The sequence below is a fragment of the Hymenobacter oligotrophus genome, from assembly GCF_003574965.1.
Lineage (GTDB): Bacteria > Bacteroidota > Bacteroidia > Cytophagales > Hymenobacteraceae > Solirubrum > Solirubrum oligotrophum.
This window is the reverse complement of record NZ_CP032317.1, coordinates 3,448,097-3,464,582: the sequence shown is the minus strand read 5'-3', so window position 1 is coordinate 3,464,582 and position 16,486 is coordinate 3,448,097. Positions and strand designations below refer to the sequence as shown.

Below are 16,486 nucleotides of genomic sequence, written 5' to 3'. Positions count from 1 at the left end.
GTTAATTCTCAATTACTAATTCTCATAAATGCCTACCGTTTCACGGCCTAAACCTGCTTATCGCCCCAAGCCAAACCGTCCTGAGCGGTTTGGGGCCGTTACCCGTACGCTCTGGCTGTTGTTTGGCGCGGGCGTGCTGGCCGCCATTTTGTTTGTGCTGGCTGTGAGCATCAACTTCCTGAACTTGTTCGGGAGCATGCCCAACCTACGCACGCTCGAAAATCCCAAAAGCGAACTGGCGTCGGAAATTTATTCGGCCGATGGTGCGCTGATGGGCAAATACTTCCGCGAGAACCGCACGCCCGTGGAGTACGACGACCTCAGCCAACATACCGTTGATGCGTTGGTGGCCACCGAGGATGCGCGCTTCGAGCAACACTCCGGCATCGATGCCAAAGCTATGATGCGGGTGGCCTCGGGCTTGGTGCTGGGTGGCAAAAGCGGCGGCGGCTCTACACTTAGCCAGCAGCTAGCCAAAATGCTGTTCCGCACCCGCGAAGACCTGAACGACGGCAAGCTGAACGACGTGCCGGGCTTGCGCATGCTCATTACCAAAACCAAAGAATGGATTTTGGCGGTGCGACTCGAGCGCAACTATACCAAGCGCGAAATCCTGCGCATGTACCTCAATCAGGCTGAATACGGCTCTAATGCTTACGGCATTTTCACGGCGGCCAAAACGTTTTTCAACAAAAAGCCAAAAGAGCTGACGTTGGAAGAATCGGCGCTGCTGGTGGGTTTGGTAAACGGCCCCACCGTGTTCAATCCGGTGCGCAACCCCGAGCGCAGCAAAAAGCGCCGCGACTGGGTGCTGACCCAAATGCGCAAATACGATTACCTCGACGAAGGTACCTATGCCGCCGCGGTAGCCAAGCCCATTAAGCTCGACTACAAGGTTGAAAATCAAAACGAAGGCATTGCGCCGTACTTCCGGGTGGAGGTAAGCAAAATGCTGCGCAGCTGGGCCAAGGAAACCGGCTACGACCTGTACGCCGACGGCCTCAAGATTTACACCACCATCGACTCGCGCATGCAGCGCTACGCCGAAACCGCTGTGGCCGACCACATGAAGCTGCAGCAGCGCTGGTTTGATGCGCACTGGAAAGGCCAGCAGCCGTGGCGCGACGAGAACGGCAAGCTCATTCCCAACTTCCTGAGCACCTCCATCCAGCGCACCGAGCGCTACCGCTCGCTTCACACCCGCTTCGATGGCAACAAAGATTCCATCAAGTACTACCTGAACAAGCGGTACCGCATGAAGGTGTTCACGTGGAACGGCGGCGAGAAAGAAGTGACCATGTCGCCGATGGATTCGCTGGCTTACTACAAGCGCCTGCTGCACGCCGGCTTTATGGCCATGAATCCGCTCAACGGCCATATCAAGGCTTGGGTAGGCGGCATCAACTTCAAGTACATTAAGTACGACCACGTAAAGCAGGGCAAGCGCCAGCCGGGCTCCACGTTTAAGCCCTTTGTGTACGTAGCCGCCATCGACCAGGGCTACTCGCCTTGCTACCAGCGCCCCGACGTGGCTACCACCTTCCCGGCCGTGGCGGGCCGCGCGCCCTACACGCCCAAAAACTTCGAGGGCGGTTTCTCGGGTCGCACTTTCACGCTGCGGCAGGCGTTGGCTCGCTCGATGAACTCGATTACGGCTTGGCTGGTACAAAAGCTGGGCCCCGAAACCATTGTGGCCTACGCTAAGCGCCTAGGTATTACCTCGCCCATTGAGGCGGTGCCAGCCGTGGGCTTTGGCTCGTCCGACGTGAGCATTTACGAGTTGTCGGGGGCGTACAGCACGTTCGTAAACCGGGGCGTTTGGACGGCCCCGATGATGGTAACGCGCATCGAGGACAAAAACGGCAACGTGCTGCGCGAGTTTGTGGCCCAAACTAAGGAGGCCCTGAACGAGGAAACCGCTTATCTGATGACGTACATGATGCGCGGCGCCGTGGAAGAGCAAGGTGGTACCTCCATCATTCTGCGCAACGGCTTCAAATTTCCGCACCAGATGGCCGGCAAAACCGGCACCACCTCTAACTACTCCGATGCGTGGTTTATGGGCATGACGCCCGACTTGGTGTGCGGCACGTGGGTAGGCGGCGAAGACCGCAGCATTCACTTCCGCACGGGTGCATACGGCCAAGGCTCGCGCCTGGCTCTGCCCATCTATGGCCTGTTTATGCGGCAGGTGTACAAGCACAACAAAGACATCGGCATCAGCACCGGCGAGTTTCCGAAACCGCAGAAGCCGTTGGATATTGAAATCGACTGCTCGCGTTACTACGGCGCCCAGCGCGACACCATTCCGTACGAGCAGAAACTGAACCAAGTGGACATTCAGGACCTCGAGGACCAAGATATTTAGCCCCACGTACTTTTTATCATTACAGCCCCGCCTGCCCTGCAAGCGGGGCTGTTTTGTTGCCGGCGGCCACCTAGGGCTCCTGCCTACGTTGCCCCTGGCCCAAGGCATCCGACGCGCGACCTAGGTGAATTCTGTCAACCTCGTTGATGTTTTGGTAGTTTAAAACCCTGCTTACCTCTGCTACTACTTTTCTATGGCTGCCCAAGCCCACCTGCAAGAGCAAATCCGACACCTGCCGCACCGGCCGGGTATCTACAAATACTTTGATGCCGAAGGGCGTATCATCTACGTCGGCAAAGCCGTGGACTTGCGCAAACGCGTGAGCAGCTACTTCACTAAGCAAGACCACAACAAGAAAACCCAGCAGCTCGTCAAAAACATCGAGCGCATCGAGTTTACCATCGTCGATTCGGAATCGGATGCGTTTCTGCTGGAGAACAACCTCATCAAGCAGCACCAGCCCAAGTACAACATCCTGCTGAAGGATGGCAAAACGTACCCGTACCTGTGCATCACCAACGAGCGGTTTCCGCGGGTGCTGCCCACGCGTAACAAAATCAACGACGGCTCGCGCTACTACGGCCCCTACGCCAGCGTAACGGGCATGAACCTTATTCTGGAGCTCATCAGAGCTTTGTACCCGCTACGCACGTGCACCTACAACCTCTCGCCCGAAAACGTGGCCGCCGGCAAATACAAGGTGTGCTTGGAGTACCACCTTGGCAACTGCAAAGGGCCGTGTCAGGACCTGATTGAGGAAGAAATTTACAACCAGCACATTCAGCAAATCCGCAACATCCTGTCGGGCAACCTCACCGTGGCCAAGGGCTATTTTAAGGAGCGAATGATGGAAGCGGCCACCGACCAACAGTACGAGCTGGCACACCAGTACAAGCTGAAGCTCGACAAACTCGACGACTTCCAGACGAAATCAATGGTCGTTAACCCGTCGCTATCGAACATCGACGTGTTTAGTATCGCCTCGAACGAGAAATCGGCCTTCATTAATTACCTGAAGGTGATGAACGGCTCAATTACCCAAACTCAAAGTTTGGAAGTGCAGAAGAAGCTCGACGAAACCGACGCCGAAATCCTGGCCCCCATGGTGATGCAGCTGCGGCAGGACTTCGAGAGCGAATCGAAGGAGATATTGGTGAACGTGGAGCTGCCGCCCTTACCCTTACCTGGCGTAAAAGTGGCCGTGCCCGAAATCGGCGACAAGCGTAAGCTGCTGAATCTCTCGATTAAAAACGTGCTCTACCTCCGCAAAGAGAAAGAGTCGATGAACGAGAAATCGAAGGACGTTAACGAGGTGCGCATTATGGAGCAAGCCAAAAAGGATTTGCGCCTGAAGGACTTGCCGCGCCACATCGAGTGCTTCGACAACTCCAACTTTCAGGGCGACAACCCAGTGGCGGCCATGGTGTGTTTCCGCAACGCCAAGCCCAGCAAAAAGGATTACCGCCATTTCCACATCAAAACGGTGGTGGGCCCCAACGACTTCGACTCGATGTACGAAATCGTGACGCGCCGCTACCGCCGCCTGCTCGACGAAGGCGCCAGCTTGCCCCAACTCATCGTGGTCGACGGCGGCAAAGGCCAGCTGGGCATGGGCGTAAAGGCCCTAAAGGACTTAGGGCTGTGGGGGCAAATTCCCATCATTGGCATTGCCAAGCGCTTGGAGGAAATTTACGTACCCAACGACCCTTTGCCGCTCTACATCGACAAGAAAAGCGAGACGCTGCGCCTCATTCAGCGCATGCGCGACGAAGCCCACCGTTTCGGCATCACGTTTCACCGTTCGCGGCGCGATGCAGCCACGCTAAAGACCGAACTCACCGACGTGAAGGGCCTAGGTCCGGTTACGGCTGATAAGCTCCTGAACAAGTTTAAATCGGTAAAGAAGATAAAGGAACTGAGCGAATCCGAGTTGGTAAGTGAAATCGGCAAGGCCAAAGCCAAGGTGCTGCTCGACTACTTCGCCCAGCAGGACGTGCCTGCCCGCTCCGCAGAATAGCTATAGTTTTCTGATCCTGAATAGCCCAACATTTACAACCACCTAGGCCCAAACAAAAAAGGCCCCTGCAGTTAGCAGGGGCCTTTTTTGTTTGGGCCTAGTAGACTTAGAAGCTCCACAGGCTGTACTCATACTCGATCAGGTCGGCGGCGGCTTGCGAAGCAGCCAAAATGCCTTGCTGCTGACCACCGTAGATTTCGTCGAGACGCGAGTCGCTCGGGTTCGACACTTTTACGATGTACGAGTTGAACAGCCACAGTTCGAAAGCGTCAGCCAAGTTCTTGTGCTGTGCGTCGTTCTGGGGGTTGAACCAAATGGCTTTGTCGGGATTAGCGCGGAACACACGAACCAGATCCGAATACTTGAAGGTACCGATCGGCTTTTCAATGCCCGACGTGTTGGAGCCCAGCGTAGCCGGCACCAGCAGCGTGATGGACTTGATGTCGTGGTACATTCTCGAACGCTTCTTGTCGAAGATCATGTCCTCCTTCAATTCCATCTGGTAGATGTCTTTGAAGCGGTAGTTGTAGCTCGGAGGACCGGCCGGCTTGGCAGCAGCAGTAGACGTAGCGGGGACCTTCTCCATGATGGTTTTCCCGTTTTTGTCTTTCATGATCTTGCCATTCTTGTCGCGCTTCGGCTGCGTTTTGGCAGCCGACGACTTTTTAGCAGGAGCACCCCAACCATCATCGCTACCGCCAAAGCCACTATCCTCCTGCGTGAAACCAGCTGCTTTCTCCTCGGCGCTCAGCTCGTTGGTAGCCTCAGCGTAAGAAAAGTTACCGGAAACTTCCGTCGGAGTGAAAGTAGTAGTAAGCGAGTCGTTGCGGTAGGCTTGCAGCTCACCACGCTGAACTGCTTCCAGAATCACACGGCTGATTTCTTTGCCCTCGGAGAACATCGGCTTGTTCTGCTTTTCCCGCAGGTCGATGGCACGCCACACGGTTTTGCGGAACATGATGTCCGAGTTAGGAATGGGCCGATACGAGCCGTTGCTGCTGGCCGTAGTTGCTTGCTCTTGGGCCGACGCCGAAACCGACAGCGATAGGCTGGCCGCCATAGCGGCGAAGGATAAGAACTTATTCATGTGAGGGAAAGGCAAAAGGCCAGGCAGTTGGTTCAACTACTTAGTACTAGATCAGCGGCACGTTAAACTGCTTGCTCATGCGCACCTCTTCTTGCTCACCGCGGAAGTTCATACGACGAACTTCTTTTACTTCGATGAACAGACGGTCGCCTTCACGGGCCGAGTTAACTACGCTGCTCAAATCAACATCGGGGCCGTTTACGTTGATAGTAGGCATGGCCGGGCGCTTGCCACGTACCAGCGTTACTTCGTAGCGCGTTACACGGTAGCGAGCATCTTCGGGCAAGAACGAGGCAAAACCTTGATCCGGAATGGCACGCAGGCTCATGTTACGCACAGCCGTAATCGGGGTACCCTGCTTTTCGTTGGCCTCGCGGCCGCCTACTACGCATTTGATGTCGGGCTTAGGGATCGGGCGAACTTTGAAGGTTTGCGAGCCGATAGCGTTGCCGCCGCTGCTTACGTTCAGGGTAACTTCAGCCGAGTTAGGCACAAGCGTAACGTCGCCAACTTTGTCGCCCTGGATAACCTGAGCACCCGAAGCCGAGAAGCCAGGCTTGTACTGCGGACCAAGAGCCGGTACTTGTACGCTCAGCTTGTTGCCGCACTTAAAGTACAGCGCCTGCACCGAAGCCGACTGAATTTGCATTACGGGCTTCGTAACGGTGTAAGGCACGCTTACTTTGAACGTGGTATCGCGGCCGTTATTGCGGATGCGGATCGTACCCGTCCAGGTTTTCTTGGCGTTGCCCGAAGCATCGAACGCACCAGGAGTGGCGGTGAATTCGATTTTGCCTTTGCCATCGGGACCAACCTGCAGCGGCGAACCATTCAGGGTCATCGAGGGGCGCATACCCGAAGCGGAGGCCGTCAGGAACAGTTCGGCTTTGTACTTGGTACCGGCAGCTACCGTGTTCGACTCGGCGCTAGCGAAAGCACCAATTTTGTCGAATACGATCGTTTCAGCACCTACTCGCTTAGCAAGTTCGCTCAAAGCGTCCGACTCATACTTGAGCACTTCAGCCTCTTTTTGCGAAAGCACGGCCAGTGCTGCTACCAACGGGGTGTTTTCGAAGTTGAGCTCAGCGAAGTTTTTGTTCTTCTGCTCCGGGTCGATAACACCTGGGTCCTCTTTAGCGTCCATAGCAAGCGGCGAAACGCCTGGTACGAACTGCTTGATGTAAGACGAAAACTTATTCAGCTCGTCTTTCATCTTGTACGCCTCGCCGTTGCGAGAACCGCCGAGCATGGTGATGGCCACCTTGTCTTCGGCACTCATGTTCTTGTACTCCGATTTGCCTTTGGTGTTTTCGGTGGCCGTTACCAGCTTATCACGAACCTCGCGCAGGTACGTAATCGTCTGCTTGGTACGCTCCCGAATTTCCTGGCTTTGCTTCAACACCACCAAGTCCTTGGCTTGGTTGCGGTTCTTCTCAACCTGAGCCTGAATGCCTTTTACAGCAAAGTCGTTTGACTTCGACACCTTTTCGTTGATGTTGGAAAGGCTGTCGTCGAGGAACTTAAACTTGAGCAGAATTGCGGAGTTTACTTGCAGCGCAAGAAGGGCAGTCAGTACCAAGTACATCATGCCAATCATCTTTTGCCGCGGTGTTTCTTTACCTCCCGCCATTGTTATTGAATCCTAATAAAGAAGTCGTGGGTGTATTGATAACCTGCGTTAGCTAGCCTCAGCAATTAGCTGGTAGCACGCATGGCGTTCAACATGTTGCCGTACACGCGGTTGAGCGAGTTCAGGTTAACCGTCAGTTTGGCAACCTCGTCTTTGAATTGCTCGGTGTCTTTGCCAGCGCTAACCAGGTTTTCCATGGCTTGGCTGAGCGTACCGTAGAACTTGTTCATCGACTTCAGGTGCGTGTTGGCATCCTGCAGTTCCATTTCGTACACAGCGTTCAGCGCACCTAGGTTCTTGGTTACGTTCTGAACTTGCAGGTGATACTCTTTAGCATCGGCAGTAGCATTCGACATAGCCGACATAGCTTCGGCAGTTTGCTTGTATGCTACGTTAATGTTGTCAAGCGACTGAGCGGCAGCACGCACACGCTGGGTGTACTCGTCGGTAGCGTTGGTAGCGTCGCCTAGGGTCGACAGCTGCGTAGTAGTAGTGCTGAGGCGGTTCAGGCCTTCACCCAACGACTTGATAGCATCCGGAGTCACGTTAGCGTCCTTCAGCATGTCGTCGAGCTTGCGGGTCAGGCCGGTACCCGAGTTGTTGGTAGCGCCGAACGATGGGTCGCCGGTAGAGGGGTCGTAACCTTCAGCCAACTGGGGGTATACCAGCGACCAATCGGGGTCTTTGTGCTGGGGTTGGAAAGCACTCAGCAGGAAGATCAACGCCTCAACACCCAAACCCACGATCAGCATGACATCGGCACCTTTCCAGTGCTGAATTTTGAACAGTGCACCGACGATAACCACCGCCGCACCGATGCCATACACTTTCGGCATGACCGTGTCATACAGAAAATTTCCCTTTTGTGCCATTGTTAATTAGAAGTAAAGAAGTTGGTGTGAGCGAGAAAAAGCGAAACGTGGATTAAAGGCTGTTATTAGTGCCCATACCAATTTGAATCAGCGCGCAGCGGAAGCCGATGTAAGAGCGAGCCGAATCTTGATATTCGAAGTTGCGCGTGCCGGTTTCGAGGAAGTAAGCAATGTCTTTCCAAGAACCACCACGTACTACTTTGCGCGGCTCGTTGTCGTCGGGGTTAGTGGGGTTCATGTCCCAAACCACCGGCATCGAAGATTCCATGTAGGCGTCGTCGCACCACTCCGAAACGTTGCCGGCCATGTCGTACAGGCCGAAGTCGTTGGGGAAGTAAGCGCCTACGGGTGAAGTGTAAGCAAACCCATCGGAAGCGTAGTCGCCGCGGCCGGGTTTAAAGTTTGCCAGCATGCAGCCCCGCGAGTTACGCAGGTAAGGACCGCCCCAAGGGAAAGTAGCTAGTTCGCGGCCACCGCGAGCAGCGTATTCCCACTCGGCTTCGGAAGGCAAGCGGAAGCCAGGAACACCAGCCAAGCCTTCTTCAGCAGCGGCGGCATTCTTGTGCTTGGTGCGCCAGTTGCAGAAATACTTAGCCGCAAACCAGTCGACGCCCACTACGGGGTAGTCATCGAACGCTGGGTGGCTGTAGTAATACTCCATCAGCGGGTCGCCCATGTGGTAGGTGAAGTCACGAACCCACACAGTGGTATCCGGATAAAGCTCCGTCATGATGTACTGCTCGCCCAACACGTCGATTGAGTCTTGCATCACAGCATTCATGAACTGACGGTATTCGTTGTTGGTGATTTCCGTCTCGTCCATGTAGAAGCCGGCGATGGTCACCTGCTTGTTCATGTTCACCATCGAGGCAGCAATGTCCTCGTCGGTTTGACCCATGTGGAAGGTACCGCCGGGGCAGGGCACCATGCCAAAAGGCACTTCCTGCGGGTTAAATTCCGGACGGTCTTCAGCGCCCACCAGGTCGCCGGTGGGGCCTTTGCCGAAGCTGCAAGCCCCCAGCATCAAGGCCACGCAGGCAATGAGGGGCAAACCAAGAAACTTGTTCATGTGAGGGTGAAAGTGACTGTTCAGGCGGCGATACCCAAAGATTACAATTTTGCGCTTGGCAAATTTAGCGACAAAGCTTTTCGCAAACAAGCGTTTAACCAAAGGCCATCGGTTTGTTTCATAACCGATTAGGCAGCTGGTTAAACGTCTGAGTGCCTTGCGTTATTACACTTGGGTCAAAATACCTTTGCAAAGGTACTTAACGAACCAATAGTTCCATCAATTAGCCTTCAATTAGAAGCTGTACCGCGGCGTACGGATGGCTGGGCGGATCGCTAAGCCCGGCTTAGGCAGCCGGTAAGAAATCATTATTTCGTGCGAACTGAATGCACGAGCATCCTGATTAAATGCAATTAAATCAAACGCATAACCAATCCGAAGAGCGTTATCTTTTAGTATGGATCCGCCCACCATGCCAATAAAAGATTCTCCGTAACGATAGCCAAACCCGCCCCAATACTTGTCGTTGTAGGTGGCCCGTACGTTTGCCTCGAACGAGTTGTTATCGAGTGAAAACTTTTTGCTGTCGCCAAAACGCCCCGGCAACACCAGTTTGCCAATGGCCGACGGCGTTAAGGTAATCTCGTCGGTTAGCTCGAAGTTATAACCTACGCTCAGATACGCGTGATTTTCGGCCGTTGCCCTGGCTTGTTTGCCTTGGCTATTGCCTAGGCTATCCGGTACGCTTTGGAAGCGGTACTGCGAACGCAGCAGATTATTAACACTGAAACCGGCATACCAACGCGGCGACTCGTACCAAACGCCCGCGCCAGCATCGAACTTGTTGTCGGAGCTGTTGTCGGGGATACTCGGGTCGAACTCGTCGACAGCGCGGTACCCACCCCGCCGCCAGTTGTTGTATATACCCTGAAGCCCGACACCTAGGAGGCCTTCGTCTCCGATCTTGAAATGCTTTGAATACGAAAGGGAAAACGATGTAATATCGGACTGGGCTATTTCGTCCCGATAGGCATTGAAACCAATGCCGCCACCTAGGGCCCGCACCGGCAAGGAGCCCGACAGCATAAACGTTTTCGGCTCGCCGCCTTCGTCGAGGGTAGCTTTGTAATTGAAGTACTGGTATCGATAAATCGAAATGAATTCACCCTGACCCTTGATGCCGGCATAGGCTGGGTTCAGGTACATCCCGTTGAAAGGATAATGGCTAAACTGCGGCTGCTGCTGTGCTACAGCAGAGCCAGCTACAGCCGACAGCACAAGCGTAGCAAGTAGATTTCTCTTCATAAAAGACTGCTGCTGTAAGTATGCGTGGCTACGGCAGATGGCGAAAATAAGGTATGTACTTTCAAATGTATTGAAAATACAACCTTGCCCAAATGCCCCGAAAAAACGAGCGGGGAGCACACTTATTATGTTATGCTCCCCGCTCGTCGTTGGCAGTTAAACGCGCTATGCTTTTTGTTTGTTATTGCGCGCTTGCTCCTTGGCTATTTCGGCACCGTGGTGGTAGCGGATGTAGGCCTCGATGGCCCCCGTCATGGACGGCGCATTAGGCAGTGGCGCTTCAATGTCGAGCTCTAACCCGGCGTCGCGTACGGCTTTGGCCGTAGTAGGGCCAAAAGCGGCAATGCGCGTGCCATCCTGCACAAAGTCAGGGAAGTTGACAAACAGAGAGCTAATGCCGGACGGGCTGAAGAAGGCTATGCAGTCGTACTTCACATCCGACAGATCGGACAAGTCGCTGGCTACGGTGCGGTAAATCACGGCTTCGGAAAATTTGAAGCCGTTGGCACGCATAAACTCAGGGATGTCATCCTTGCGAATGTCGGAGCACGGATACAGGAACTTTTCGTTCTTGTGCTTCTTAATTACATCGAAAAGGTCGACAGCCGTACGCAGGCCGACAAATAGCTTGCGCTTGCGCAGCACGATGTATTTCTGCAGGTAATTAGCAGTTTGCTCCGAAATGCAGAAGTACTTCATTTCGGCCGGCATCTCCAGCTTAGCCTCTTGGCAAATGCGGAAGAAATGGTCAACGGCGTTGCGGCTAGTAAAGATAATAGCCGTATGATCCAGGATGTTAACCTTTTCCTTGCGGAAGTCTTTGTACGAAACCGGATCGACTTGGATGAACTCGCGAAAATCTACTTTGATGCCGTATTTCTCGGCAATGGCAAAGTACGGCGACACATCATTGGCTGGCTTAGGTTGCGTAACCAAGATGCTGCGAATGCGCTTGGCGTGCCGACCGGTACCCGGCTTGTCTGTGCTCTCAGCCATGTGAGGTTAAAGAAAGTAAAGCTTAAGCGATACGAAATGGAGCTGTGGACGAAAGAACAAGGAGCCGTTCACTCAATACGTGATAACCAACAACTTGAGCAACACAGTCAAGGGGATGATTTCGGTGGCGCAAAGGTACGAAAACAAATGCAGATTTAGCAGTGACATGCGACGGTTAAGCGTGCGGCCAACCCTAAAAACGGTGGCCAGCAACATGGTAGAAACCACGCCGTTAGACACCCACAACACGCCTTCAGGCCAAGATTGATTCAGTACTAGGTACAGCAGCATCACAATGGGAAGAAATAACCCCATGAACAGCAGGCTGCGAACAAACTCTCTATACTGAACTAAGACTAAAGATGATAAATCGAATATATAACCCATTAAAGCGATATAAACGGCTTTAGCGAACACGAATACAGATACCAGCACCGCGTAAAGGATAACGCGTACAACCAGGCCCGATTCGGAAACTGAAAAAAGCTGCTTCAGGATAACGATATTCTGGACGTTGGTATGGATTGCGACGATCAGCAGCCCAAACGAAAGCGAGAATAATAATATAAGCAGCACGTTGAGCCACGTAATAGTGGGCCGCGTCAGAAAATTTTGCTCGCCTGGGACATTGCTCCACAACTCATAGATGCGCGCGAACCCCGGGCGGTACACGGTGCGAATGGCGCCGTACATCAGCCCAATAAGAATCAGAAAGCAGAGAAATACGTTTTCGCCTTGGTGAACTGAGGCGCGTAGTTGCGGCTTCCACCAGTTGGCCGTGGCAAAAGAGCTGGTCTTTGCCTCGGCAGGCAAAGCGCTGGAAAACGAAACGTAATCGGGGGCGGCCGCGGGGTGCCACACGCATAGCAAATGCTGCCCGTAGCTAATGGGCTTCGGCAGCAACTGGGTCAAATCGAGTGTGTAATTGCCTGCCGATTCCGCCCGGAAAATTAATTGGTTATCAACAAAAAGGGCCAAATCCTGCCGCGCCGCAAAGCTTATGCGAAAGGGCTGGTTGGGCCGTACTGCTACCCATTGGTAGTACGCACGAGCTGGCGGGTGGTACCCAGGTAGGTATAACACCAGTTTGTTGCCGGCCGCATCGTAAATAAGCCAATCGTTGCTTAGGCCTACGGGCGGCGCTGGCGGCAAAGGGCGGTACTCAACGGCATGTAGCAGCCTCGGCCCGATGCTCAAGAGCAGCGCCAGCAACCACGCCCACCAAGTGTTGCCCCAGGCCTTACGAGGCGACTCGCTGCTGCGCGCTGCGGCTGCGGTATGTTCCAAGGAATACACTCAACAACAACGAAAAAGCAATCAACCCTGCAATGAGCAAGGTATTGCCTAGGTAGCCAAAGTTGATGACAAACAGAATGACCACGAGGTTGAGCAAGGCCAGCAGCAGCACTGTGCTGATTTGCTGGAAACCCATTGCCAGAATTCGGTGGTGGATGTGGTTCTTATCGGGGGTGAAGGGCGACGTACCGTTGAGCACGCGCACGGTAAATACGCGCAGCGTATCGAACAACGGCACGAACAGAATGCCAACCGCTACGGCTGGGTTAGCCGCGTCGAAGGGCTGGCTGGTGTGCAGCCCCATCTGAATGAACTGGATGGTGAGCACCGAAACAATAAATCCGCAAAGCAGCGAACCGGTGTCGCCCATGAAAATGGTGGCTTTGTGGAAGTTATAGCGCAAAAAGCCCAGCATACCACCAATTACGCACACCGATACGAACACGTAGTTGCCGAACGCCGAGCCGCCGTATCGGTGGAAGTAGTAGCCGAACGTGCTGACGATGATGAGAACGATGGAGCCCGCCAGCCCGTCGAGGCCGTCGATCAGGTTGATGGCGTTGGTGATGCCGGCAATGGCCAGGAAAGTAAACGCGTAGCTAATGCCATCGGGCAGCTCGTGGATTCCAAAAATGCCCTGAAAGCTGGTAATGCGGATATCGGCCATGAACATGACGATGCCCGTGGCAAGCAACTGGCCAACCAGTTTTTTGGCCGGCGAGATGGATACAAGGTCGTCTTTGAGGCCTACGAAAAACAGCACAATACAACCTGCCAGCAATTGCTGAATGCCATTGCCTAGGTCGGCGAAGATGGTAAGGGCCGACATGAACCCGGCAAAAATGGCCACGCCGCCCAGACGCGGGGTCAGCAAAGCATGCACGGTTCGCTTGTTAGGCAAATCGAGCATGTTTTTGAGGTGAGCAATGTAAATCACCGAAGGCACGGCGAACAACGCCACCAAAAAGGCCCACAAGAAGGCCAGCCCCAGCGTTATGCCGTTTGGAGTCATATGTCGGGAGTGAGACGAGTAAAGTTACGCAACAGCGACCGAAGGCGGCTAGCTGTGCAGCACGCCCTCGCGGCCGAGCAGGGCAATCGGAATAAGGTTATCGGCCACGATGGAATCGGGTACGAAAATGAATTTCTTATCAAAAATCTGGCCGCCGATGTAGTAGCTCACCCAGTACTGGTTATTCAGGTGAAACAGAGCTGGGTCGATGGGTTCGATGGGCACAGCCGAGTACGCCTCGATTTCCGGGAAGTGGTGCCGAAGCGTTGAGGTACGCACGTCGTGGCCGTCGGCATCGAGGCCGTAGCCATTGGAGCTAATGATGACGTTTTCGAGCGGGAAGCGGTTATGGTTGAGCAAATACACCAACCAACCCGGTTTGCCTACCTCTACGGCGGCGGCCTCGTCGGGAACAATGGCTACCGAAACGCCTTCTACGGGGTCAAATTTGATGTCTTCTTTCATGCGGTGGGTTCAACAATTTCAGCTCCCAGCAGCTCAGCCAAATGGGGCAGCAAACGGTCTTCTACTTCGCGCAAGGGTATTTCGCGGCCGAGTTCCTGCTGCAGCGAGGTCACGGCTTTGTCGGTAATGCCACAGGGCACGATGTAGCCGAAATACGAAAGGTCGGTGTTGACGTTGAGCGCAAAGCCGTGCATGGTAACCCAGCGGCTGCACTTTACGCCCATTGCGCAGATTTTGCGCGGGTTCGGGGCGCCTTCTTCAAAATCGAGCCACACGCCGGTAAGGCCCGGAATGCGCCCGGCCGATAAGCCATACTCGGCCAGCAAGCGGATAACGGCCTCCTCCAACGTGCGGAGGTAATGGTGAATATCGGGCTTGAAGTTCTCTAGGTCGAGAATAGGGTAGCCCACCAATTGCCCGGGGCCGTGATAGGTAATGTCGCCGCCGCGGTTGATGTGGTGGTAGGTGGCACCGTGCGCGGCCAGGCCGGCTTCGTCGAGCAGCAAGTGCTCGGGCTTGCCGCTTTTGCCCAGGGTGTATACCGGCGGATGCTCGCAGAACAGCAGGTGGTTGGGCGTGCTTTCGGGCTGGGCTCCGCTGCCTTCGGCCAGGCGGTTGCGCGTTTTGACGGCCAGCGAATTGGCCAGCAACTCCTCTTGGTACTGCCAAGTAGGAGCGTAAGCTACGCGACCTAAGCGCTGCAGCACCACGCGCGTATTGGCCGTTGCGGCAACGCCAGCCGGCTCGGGGTGCGAAACAGCCGCAGCCACCGGTTGCGCGCAGGCCGAATACAGTTCAGGTTCCATAGCTCAGAGGATTTGCAGCGCTTTTAACTCAACCACGCAAGCGGCAGGTCGAAAGCGTTGTCGCCTACAAAAGTAACGCCTTATTAGCGGTTGATGGCCCTTGGTTGCCGTATTGCGTTTGCGGTACTGGCTACAAGGGGCTGCCAAACCTTTACTTCGCGGCCCGAGTAAGCGTTGGCAAGCACCGTAACCAAGTCCACCGCACGCCATTTATGCTTTCTGCTGCCCTAGGTGCCACCGGCGAGCAAGCCGCTGCCAACTACTACCTCGAGCGAGGCTACGCCGTGGTGGCGCGCAACTACCGCTACCGCCGCAGCGAGGTAGATCTGATTGTGCAGGACGGCACCCGCCGCTTGGTGTTTGTGGAGGTGAAGGTGCGCACCGATTTGCGCTACGGCTACCCCGAAACGTTCGTAACGCCGGCGCAGCAGCAGCGCATCCGGCGCGCCGCCGAGCAATTCATCATCAGCCACAATTGGCAGGCCGACATTCGCTTTGATATTGTGGCGCTTACGCCCAACTCGGCAGGCTTTCGGGTGGAGGCGTTTGAGGACGCGTTCTGAGCCTGTGCGCCTAGGTGCCTAGTTGCGCCGCGGGGCCAAGGAATTGCGGGAGTCTTCGGCGCGCTTGTCGAGCTTGTCTTTCTCGTAAATCAGCACGCCGTTGCGGTTGTACTCCTTCACGAGCACAGGCTCTTGCTCCGGGTCGAAGCCGGAGTCGCCGTACTGGTATTCGTAGTGGCGGCGGTTGCGGAAGCCCCAGTACTTCGTCCAGGTGCCCACTTTGCGCCCGTTCTCAAACTCGCCGGCCCAATCGAGCTGACCGTTGGGCTTAAAGCTCACGTATTCGCCCTCAAGCTTGCCGTCGATGTACGGAATAACTTCCTTCACCATGGTTTGGCCGCCGTCGTAGTAGCTGATGTGGGCATCGCGCGGGAAACCCTGCTCGTAGTGCACTTTGCTCAGCAGGATGTTTTCCTTGTTGTACCGCTCCCAGCGCAGGTGCCGTGTGCCCACGTAGTAAAAGCCGGTTTCCACCACTTTGCCGCCCTGCATCTTTCTGTAAGGCCCGTGCAGCACCTTGTACTTGCCCGGGTCGGCTTCGGCCGCGGAGGCCGTTTTCTCGATGCGGCGCTTGGCTACGTTGAAGTACCACTTGCTGGGCGCGTAAGCGTTGGGCTGCTTGGGCACCTTCAGGTAGTAAAAAATTTCGATTACCTGGTTGCGCCCCTTTGCGCCCGATTTGGCAAAGCCTTTTTTGATGGGCTCGCCCAGAAACACGTTTTTCTTGCGCTTGGCCAAGGCTTTGCGCTGAGCCTCCTTCTGCTTTTCCTCGGCTTTGCGCTGCTCTTCTTTGCTGAGCTTTTTGGCCGTGCTCAGCGAGGGCGCCTTTACCGTGTCGCGGGTTGCCGCGAGCGTATCGGCGCGGGTGCCACCTAGGCTATCGGGCGCGAGCAGGGCCACGGCGCCAGCCTCGGGCTTGCTGTTGAAGGAAACCGTCTTCTTGGCGCAGGCCCCAAGCAGCATCAGCGGCAGCAGCAAGAGCGTGGTCGGCAGACGAAACGGACGCATGAAGTAGGCAGGAAGGTGTTTGGGTAGCGAAACGTAAAGATAGGGTTTGATA

The 16,486-nt window shown here is 54.9% G+C and carries 14 protein-coding genes; 3 read left to right on the top strand and 11 right to left on the bottom strand.

Features of this window, described 5'->3' with window-relative positions:
* Positions 1–28: 28 nt before the first annotated feature.
* Both D3Y59_RS14875 and uvrC read left to right on the top strand, forming a co-directional pair.
* On the top strand, positions 29–2,368 hold the full coding sequence (locus tag D3Y59_RS14875; RefSeq protein WP_119445762.1) for a penicillin-binding protein 1A: 2,340 nt from the start codon (positions 29–31) through the stop codon (positions 2,366–2,368).
* A 193-nt stretch (positions 2,369–2,561) separates the two neighbouring features.
* Complete coding sequence (gene uvrC / locus D3Y59_RS14870; protein WP_119445761.1) at positions 2,562–4,385, top strand: excinuclease ABC subunit UvrC; 1,824 nt, start codon at positions 2,562–2,564, stop codon at positions 4,383–4,385.
* Between the two features lie 106 nt (positions 4,386–4,491).
* Here uvrC and porN read toward each other — a convergent pair whose 3' ends face one another.
* The 10 genes from porN to lipB form a co-directional block, all read right to left on the bottom strand.
* Positions 4,492–5,472, bottom strand: coding sequence for a type IX secretion system ring subunit PorN/GldN (gene porN / locus D3Y59_RS14865; RefSeq protein WP_119445760.1), 981 nt, complete (start codon positions 5,470–5,472; stop codon positions 4,492–4,494).
* A gap of 46 nt (positions 5,473–5,518) precedes the next feature.
* Positions 5,519–7,102 (bottom strand): type IX secretion system motor protein PorM/GldM, encoded by a 1,584-nt coding sequence (gene porM, locus D3Y59_RS14860; RefSeq protein ID WP_119445759.1) that lies wholly within the window; start codon positions 7,100–7,102, stop codon positions 5,519–5,521.
* Between the two features lie 65 nt (positions 7,103–7,167).
* The gene (gene porL / locus D3Y59_RS14855) at positions 7,168–7,938 is read right to left on the bottom strand and encodes a type IX secretion system motor protein PorL/GldL (RefSeq protein WP_205590841.1); all 771 of its coding nucleotides are present in this window, start codon (positions 7,936–7,938) and stop codon (positions 7,168–7,170) included.
* 88 nt (positions 7,939–8,026) lie between these two features.
* A complete protein-coding gene (gene porK, locus D3Y59_RS14850) occupies positions 8,027–9,043 on the bottom strand; it encodes a T9SS ring complex lipoprotein PorK/GldK (RefSeq protein WP_119446500.1) in 1,017 nt (338 codons plus the stop codon).
* A 234-nt stretch (positions 9,044–9,277) separates the two neighbouring features.
* On the bottom strand, positions 9,278–10,288 hold the full coding sequence (locus tag D3Y59_RS14845) for a PorP/SprF family type IX secretion system membrane protein (RefSeq protein WP_119445757.1): 1,011 nt from the start codon (positions 10,286–10,288) through the stop codon (positions 9,278–9,280).
* Positions 10,289–10,453: 165 nt separating this feature from the next.
* Complete coding sequence (locus D3Y59_RS14840; protein WP_119445756.1) at positions 10,454–11,284, bottom strand: uroporphyrinogen-III synthase; 831 nt, start codon at positions 11,282–11,284, stop codon at positions 10,454–10,456.
* A 72-nt stretch (positions 11,285–11,356) separates the two neighbouring features.
* Positions 11,357–12,571 carry a DUF4271 domain-containing protein gene (locus tag D3Y59_RS14835; protein WP_119445755.1) on the bottom strand — a complete coding sequence of 405 codons (1,215 nt, stop codon included), beginning with the start codon at positions 12,569–12,571 and terminating at the stop codon, positions 11,357–11,359.
* Positions 12,525–13,592, bottom strand: coding sequence for an MraY family glycosyltransferase (locus D3Y59_RS14830; protein WP_240410385.1), 1,068 nt, complete (start codon positions 13,590–13,592; stop codon positions 12,525–12,527). The genes D3Y59_RS14835 and D3Y59_RS14830 overlap by 47 nt, the downstream gene beginning before the upstream one ends.
* 48 nt (positions 13,593–13,640) lie before the next feature.
* Positions 13,641–14,057 (bottom strand): hypothetical protein, encoded by a 417-nt coding sequence (locus D3Y59_RS14825; protein ID WP_119445754.1) that lies wholly within the window; start codon positions 14,055–14,057, stop codon positions 13,641–13,643.
* Positions 14,054–14,863 carry a lipoyl(octanoyl) transferase LipB gene (gene lipB, locus D3Y59_RS14820; protein ID WP_119445753.1) on the bottom strand — a complete coding sequence of 270 codons (810 nt, stop codon included), beginning with the start codon at positions 14,861–14,863 and terminating at the stop codon, positions 14,054–14,056. Before lipB ends, D3Y59_RS14825 begins: the two co-directional genes overlap by 4 nt.
* Positions 14,864–15,075: 212 nt before the next feature.
* On the opposite strand from lipB, the gene D3Y59_RS14815 reads away from it, so the two are divergent.
* Positions 15,076–15,426 carry a YraN family protein gene (locus D3Y59_RS14815; RefSeq protein ID WP_119445752.1) on the top strand — a complete coding sequence of 117 codons (351 nt, stop codon included), beginning with the start codon at positions 15,076–15,078 and terminating at the stop codon, positions 15,424–15,426.
* Between the two features lie 18 nt (positions 15,427–15,444).
* Here D3Y59_RS14815 and D3Y59_RS14810 read toward each other — a convergent pair whose 3' ends face one another.
* Positions 15,445–16,434: a toxin-antitoxin system YwqK family antitoxin gene (locus D3Y59_RS14810; RefSeq protein ID WP_162910817.1), complete on the bottom strand. Its 990-nt coding sequence runs from the start codon at positions 16,432–16,434 to the stop codon at positions 15,445–15,447.
* Positions 16,435–16,486 lie beyond the last annotated feature (52 nt).

What these genes read in the sequence shown, in the direction of transcription:
- D3Y59_RS14875 (WP_119445762.1), top strand. Translation starts at nt 29, where the DNA reads ATGCCTACCGTTTCACGGCCTAAACCTGCTTATCGCCCCAAGCCAAAC.
- uvrC (WP_119445761.1), top strand. Translation starts at nt 2,562, where the DNA reads ATGGCTGCCCAAGCCCACCTGCAAGAGCAAATCCGACACCTGCCGCAC.
- porN (WP_119445760.1), bottom strand. Translation starts at nt 5,472, where the DNA reads ATGAATAAGTTCTTATCCTTCGCCGCTATGGCGGCCAGCCTATCGCTG.
- porM (WP_119445759.1), bottom strand. Translation starts at nt 7,102, where the DNA reads ATGGCGGGAGGTAAAGAAACACCGCGGCAAAAGATGATTGGCATGATG.
- porL (WP_205590841.1), bottom strand. Translation starts at nt 7,938, where the DNA reads ATGCCGAAAGTGTATGGCATCGGTGCGGCGGTGGTTATCGTCGGTGCA.
- porK (WP_119446500.1), bottom strand. Translation starts at nt 9,043, where the DNA reads ATGAACAAGTTTCTTGGTTTGCCCCTCATTGCCTGCGTGGCCTTGATG.
- D3Y59_RS14845 (WP_119445757.1), bottom strand. Translation starts at nt 10,288, where the DNA reads ATGAAGAGAAATCTACTTGCTACGCTTGTGCTGTCGGCTGTAGCTGGC.
- D3Y59_RS14840 (WP_119445756.1), bottom strand. Translation starts at nt 11,284, where the DNA reads ATGGCTGAGAGCACAGACAAGCCGGGTACCGGTCGGCACGCCAAGCGC.
- D3Y59_RS14830 (WP_240410385.1), bottom strand. Translation starts at nt 13,592, where the DNA reads ATGACTCCAAACGGCATAACGCTGGGGCTGGCCTTCTTGTGGGCCTTT.
- D3Y59_RS14825 (WP_119445754.1), bottom strand. Translation starts at nt 14,057, where the DNA reads ATGAAAGAAGACATCAAATTTGACCCCGTAGAAGGCGTTTCGGTAGCC.
- lipB (WP_119445753.1), bottom strand. Translation starts at nt 14,863, where the DNA reads ATGGAACCTGAACTGTATTCGGCCTGCGCGCAACCGGTGGCTGCGGCT.
- D3Y59_RS14815 (WP_119445752.1), top strand. Translation starts at nt 15,076, where the DNA reads ATGCTTTCTGCTGCCCTAGGTGCCACCGGCGAGCAAGCCGCTGCCAAC.
- D3Y59_RS14810 (WP_162910817.1), bottom strand. Translation starts at nt 16,434, where the DNA reads ATGCGTCCGTTTCGTCTGCCGACCACGCTCTTGCTGCTGCCGCTGATG.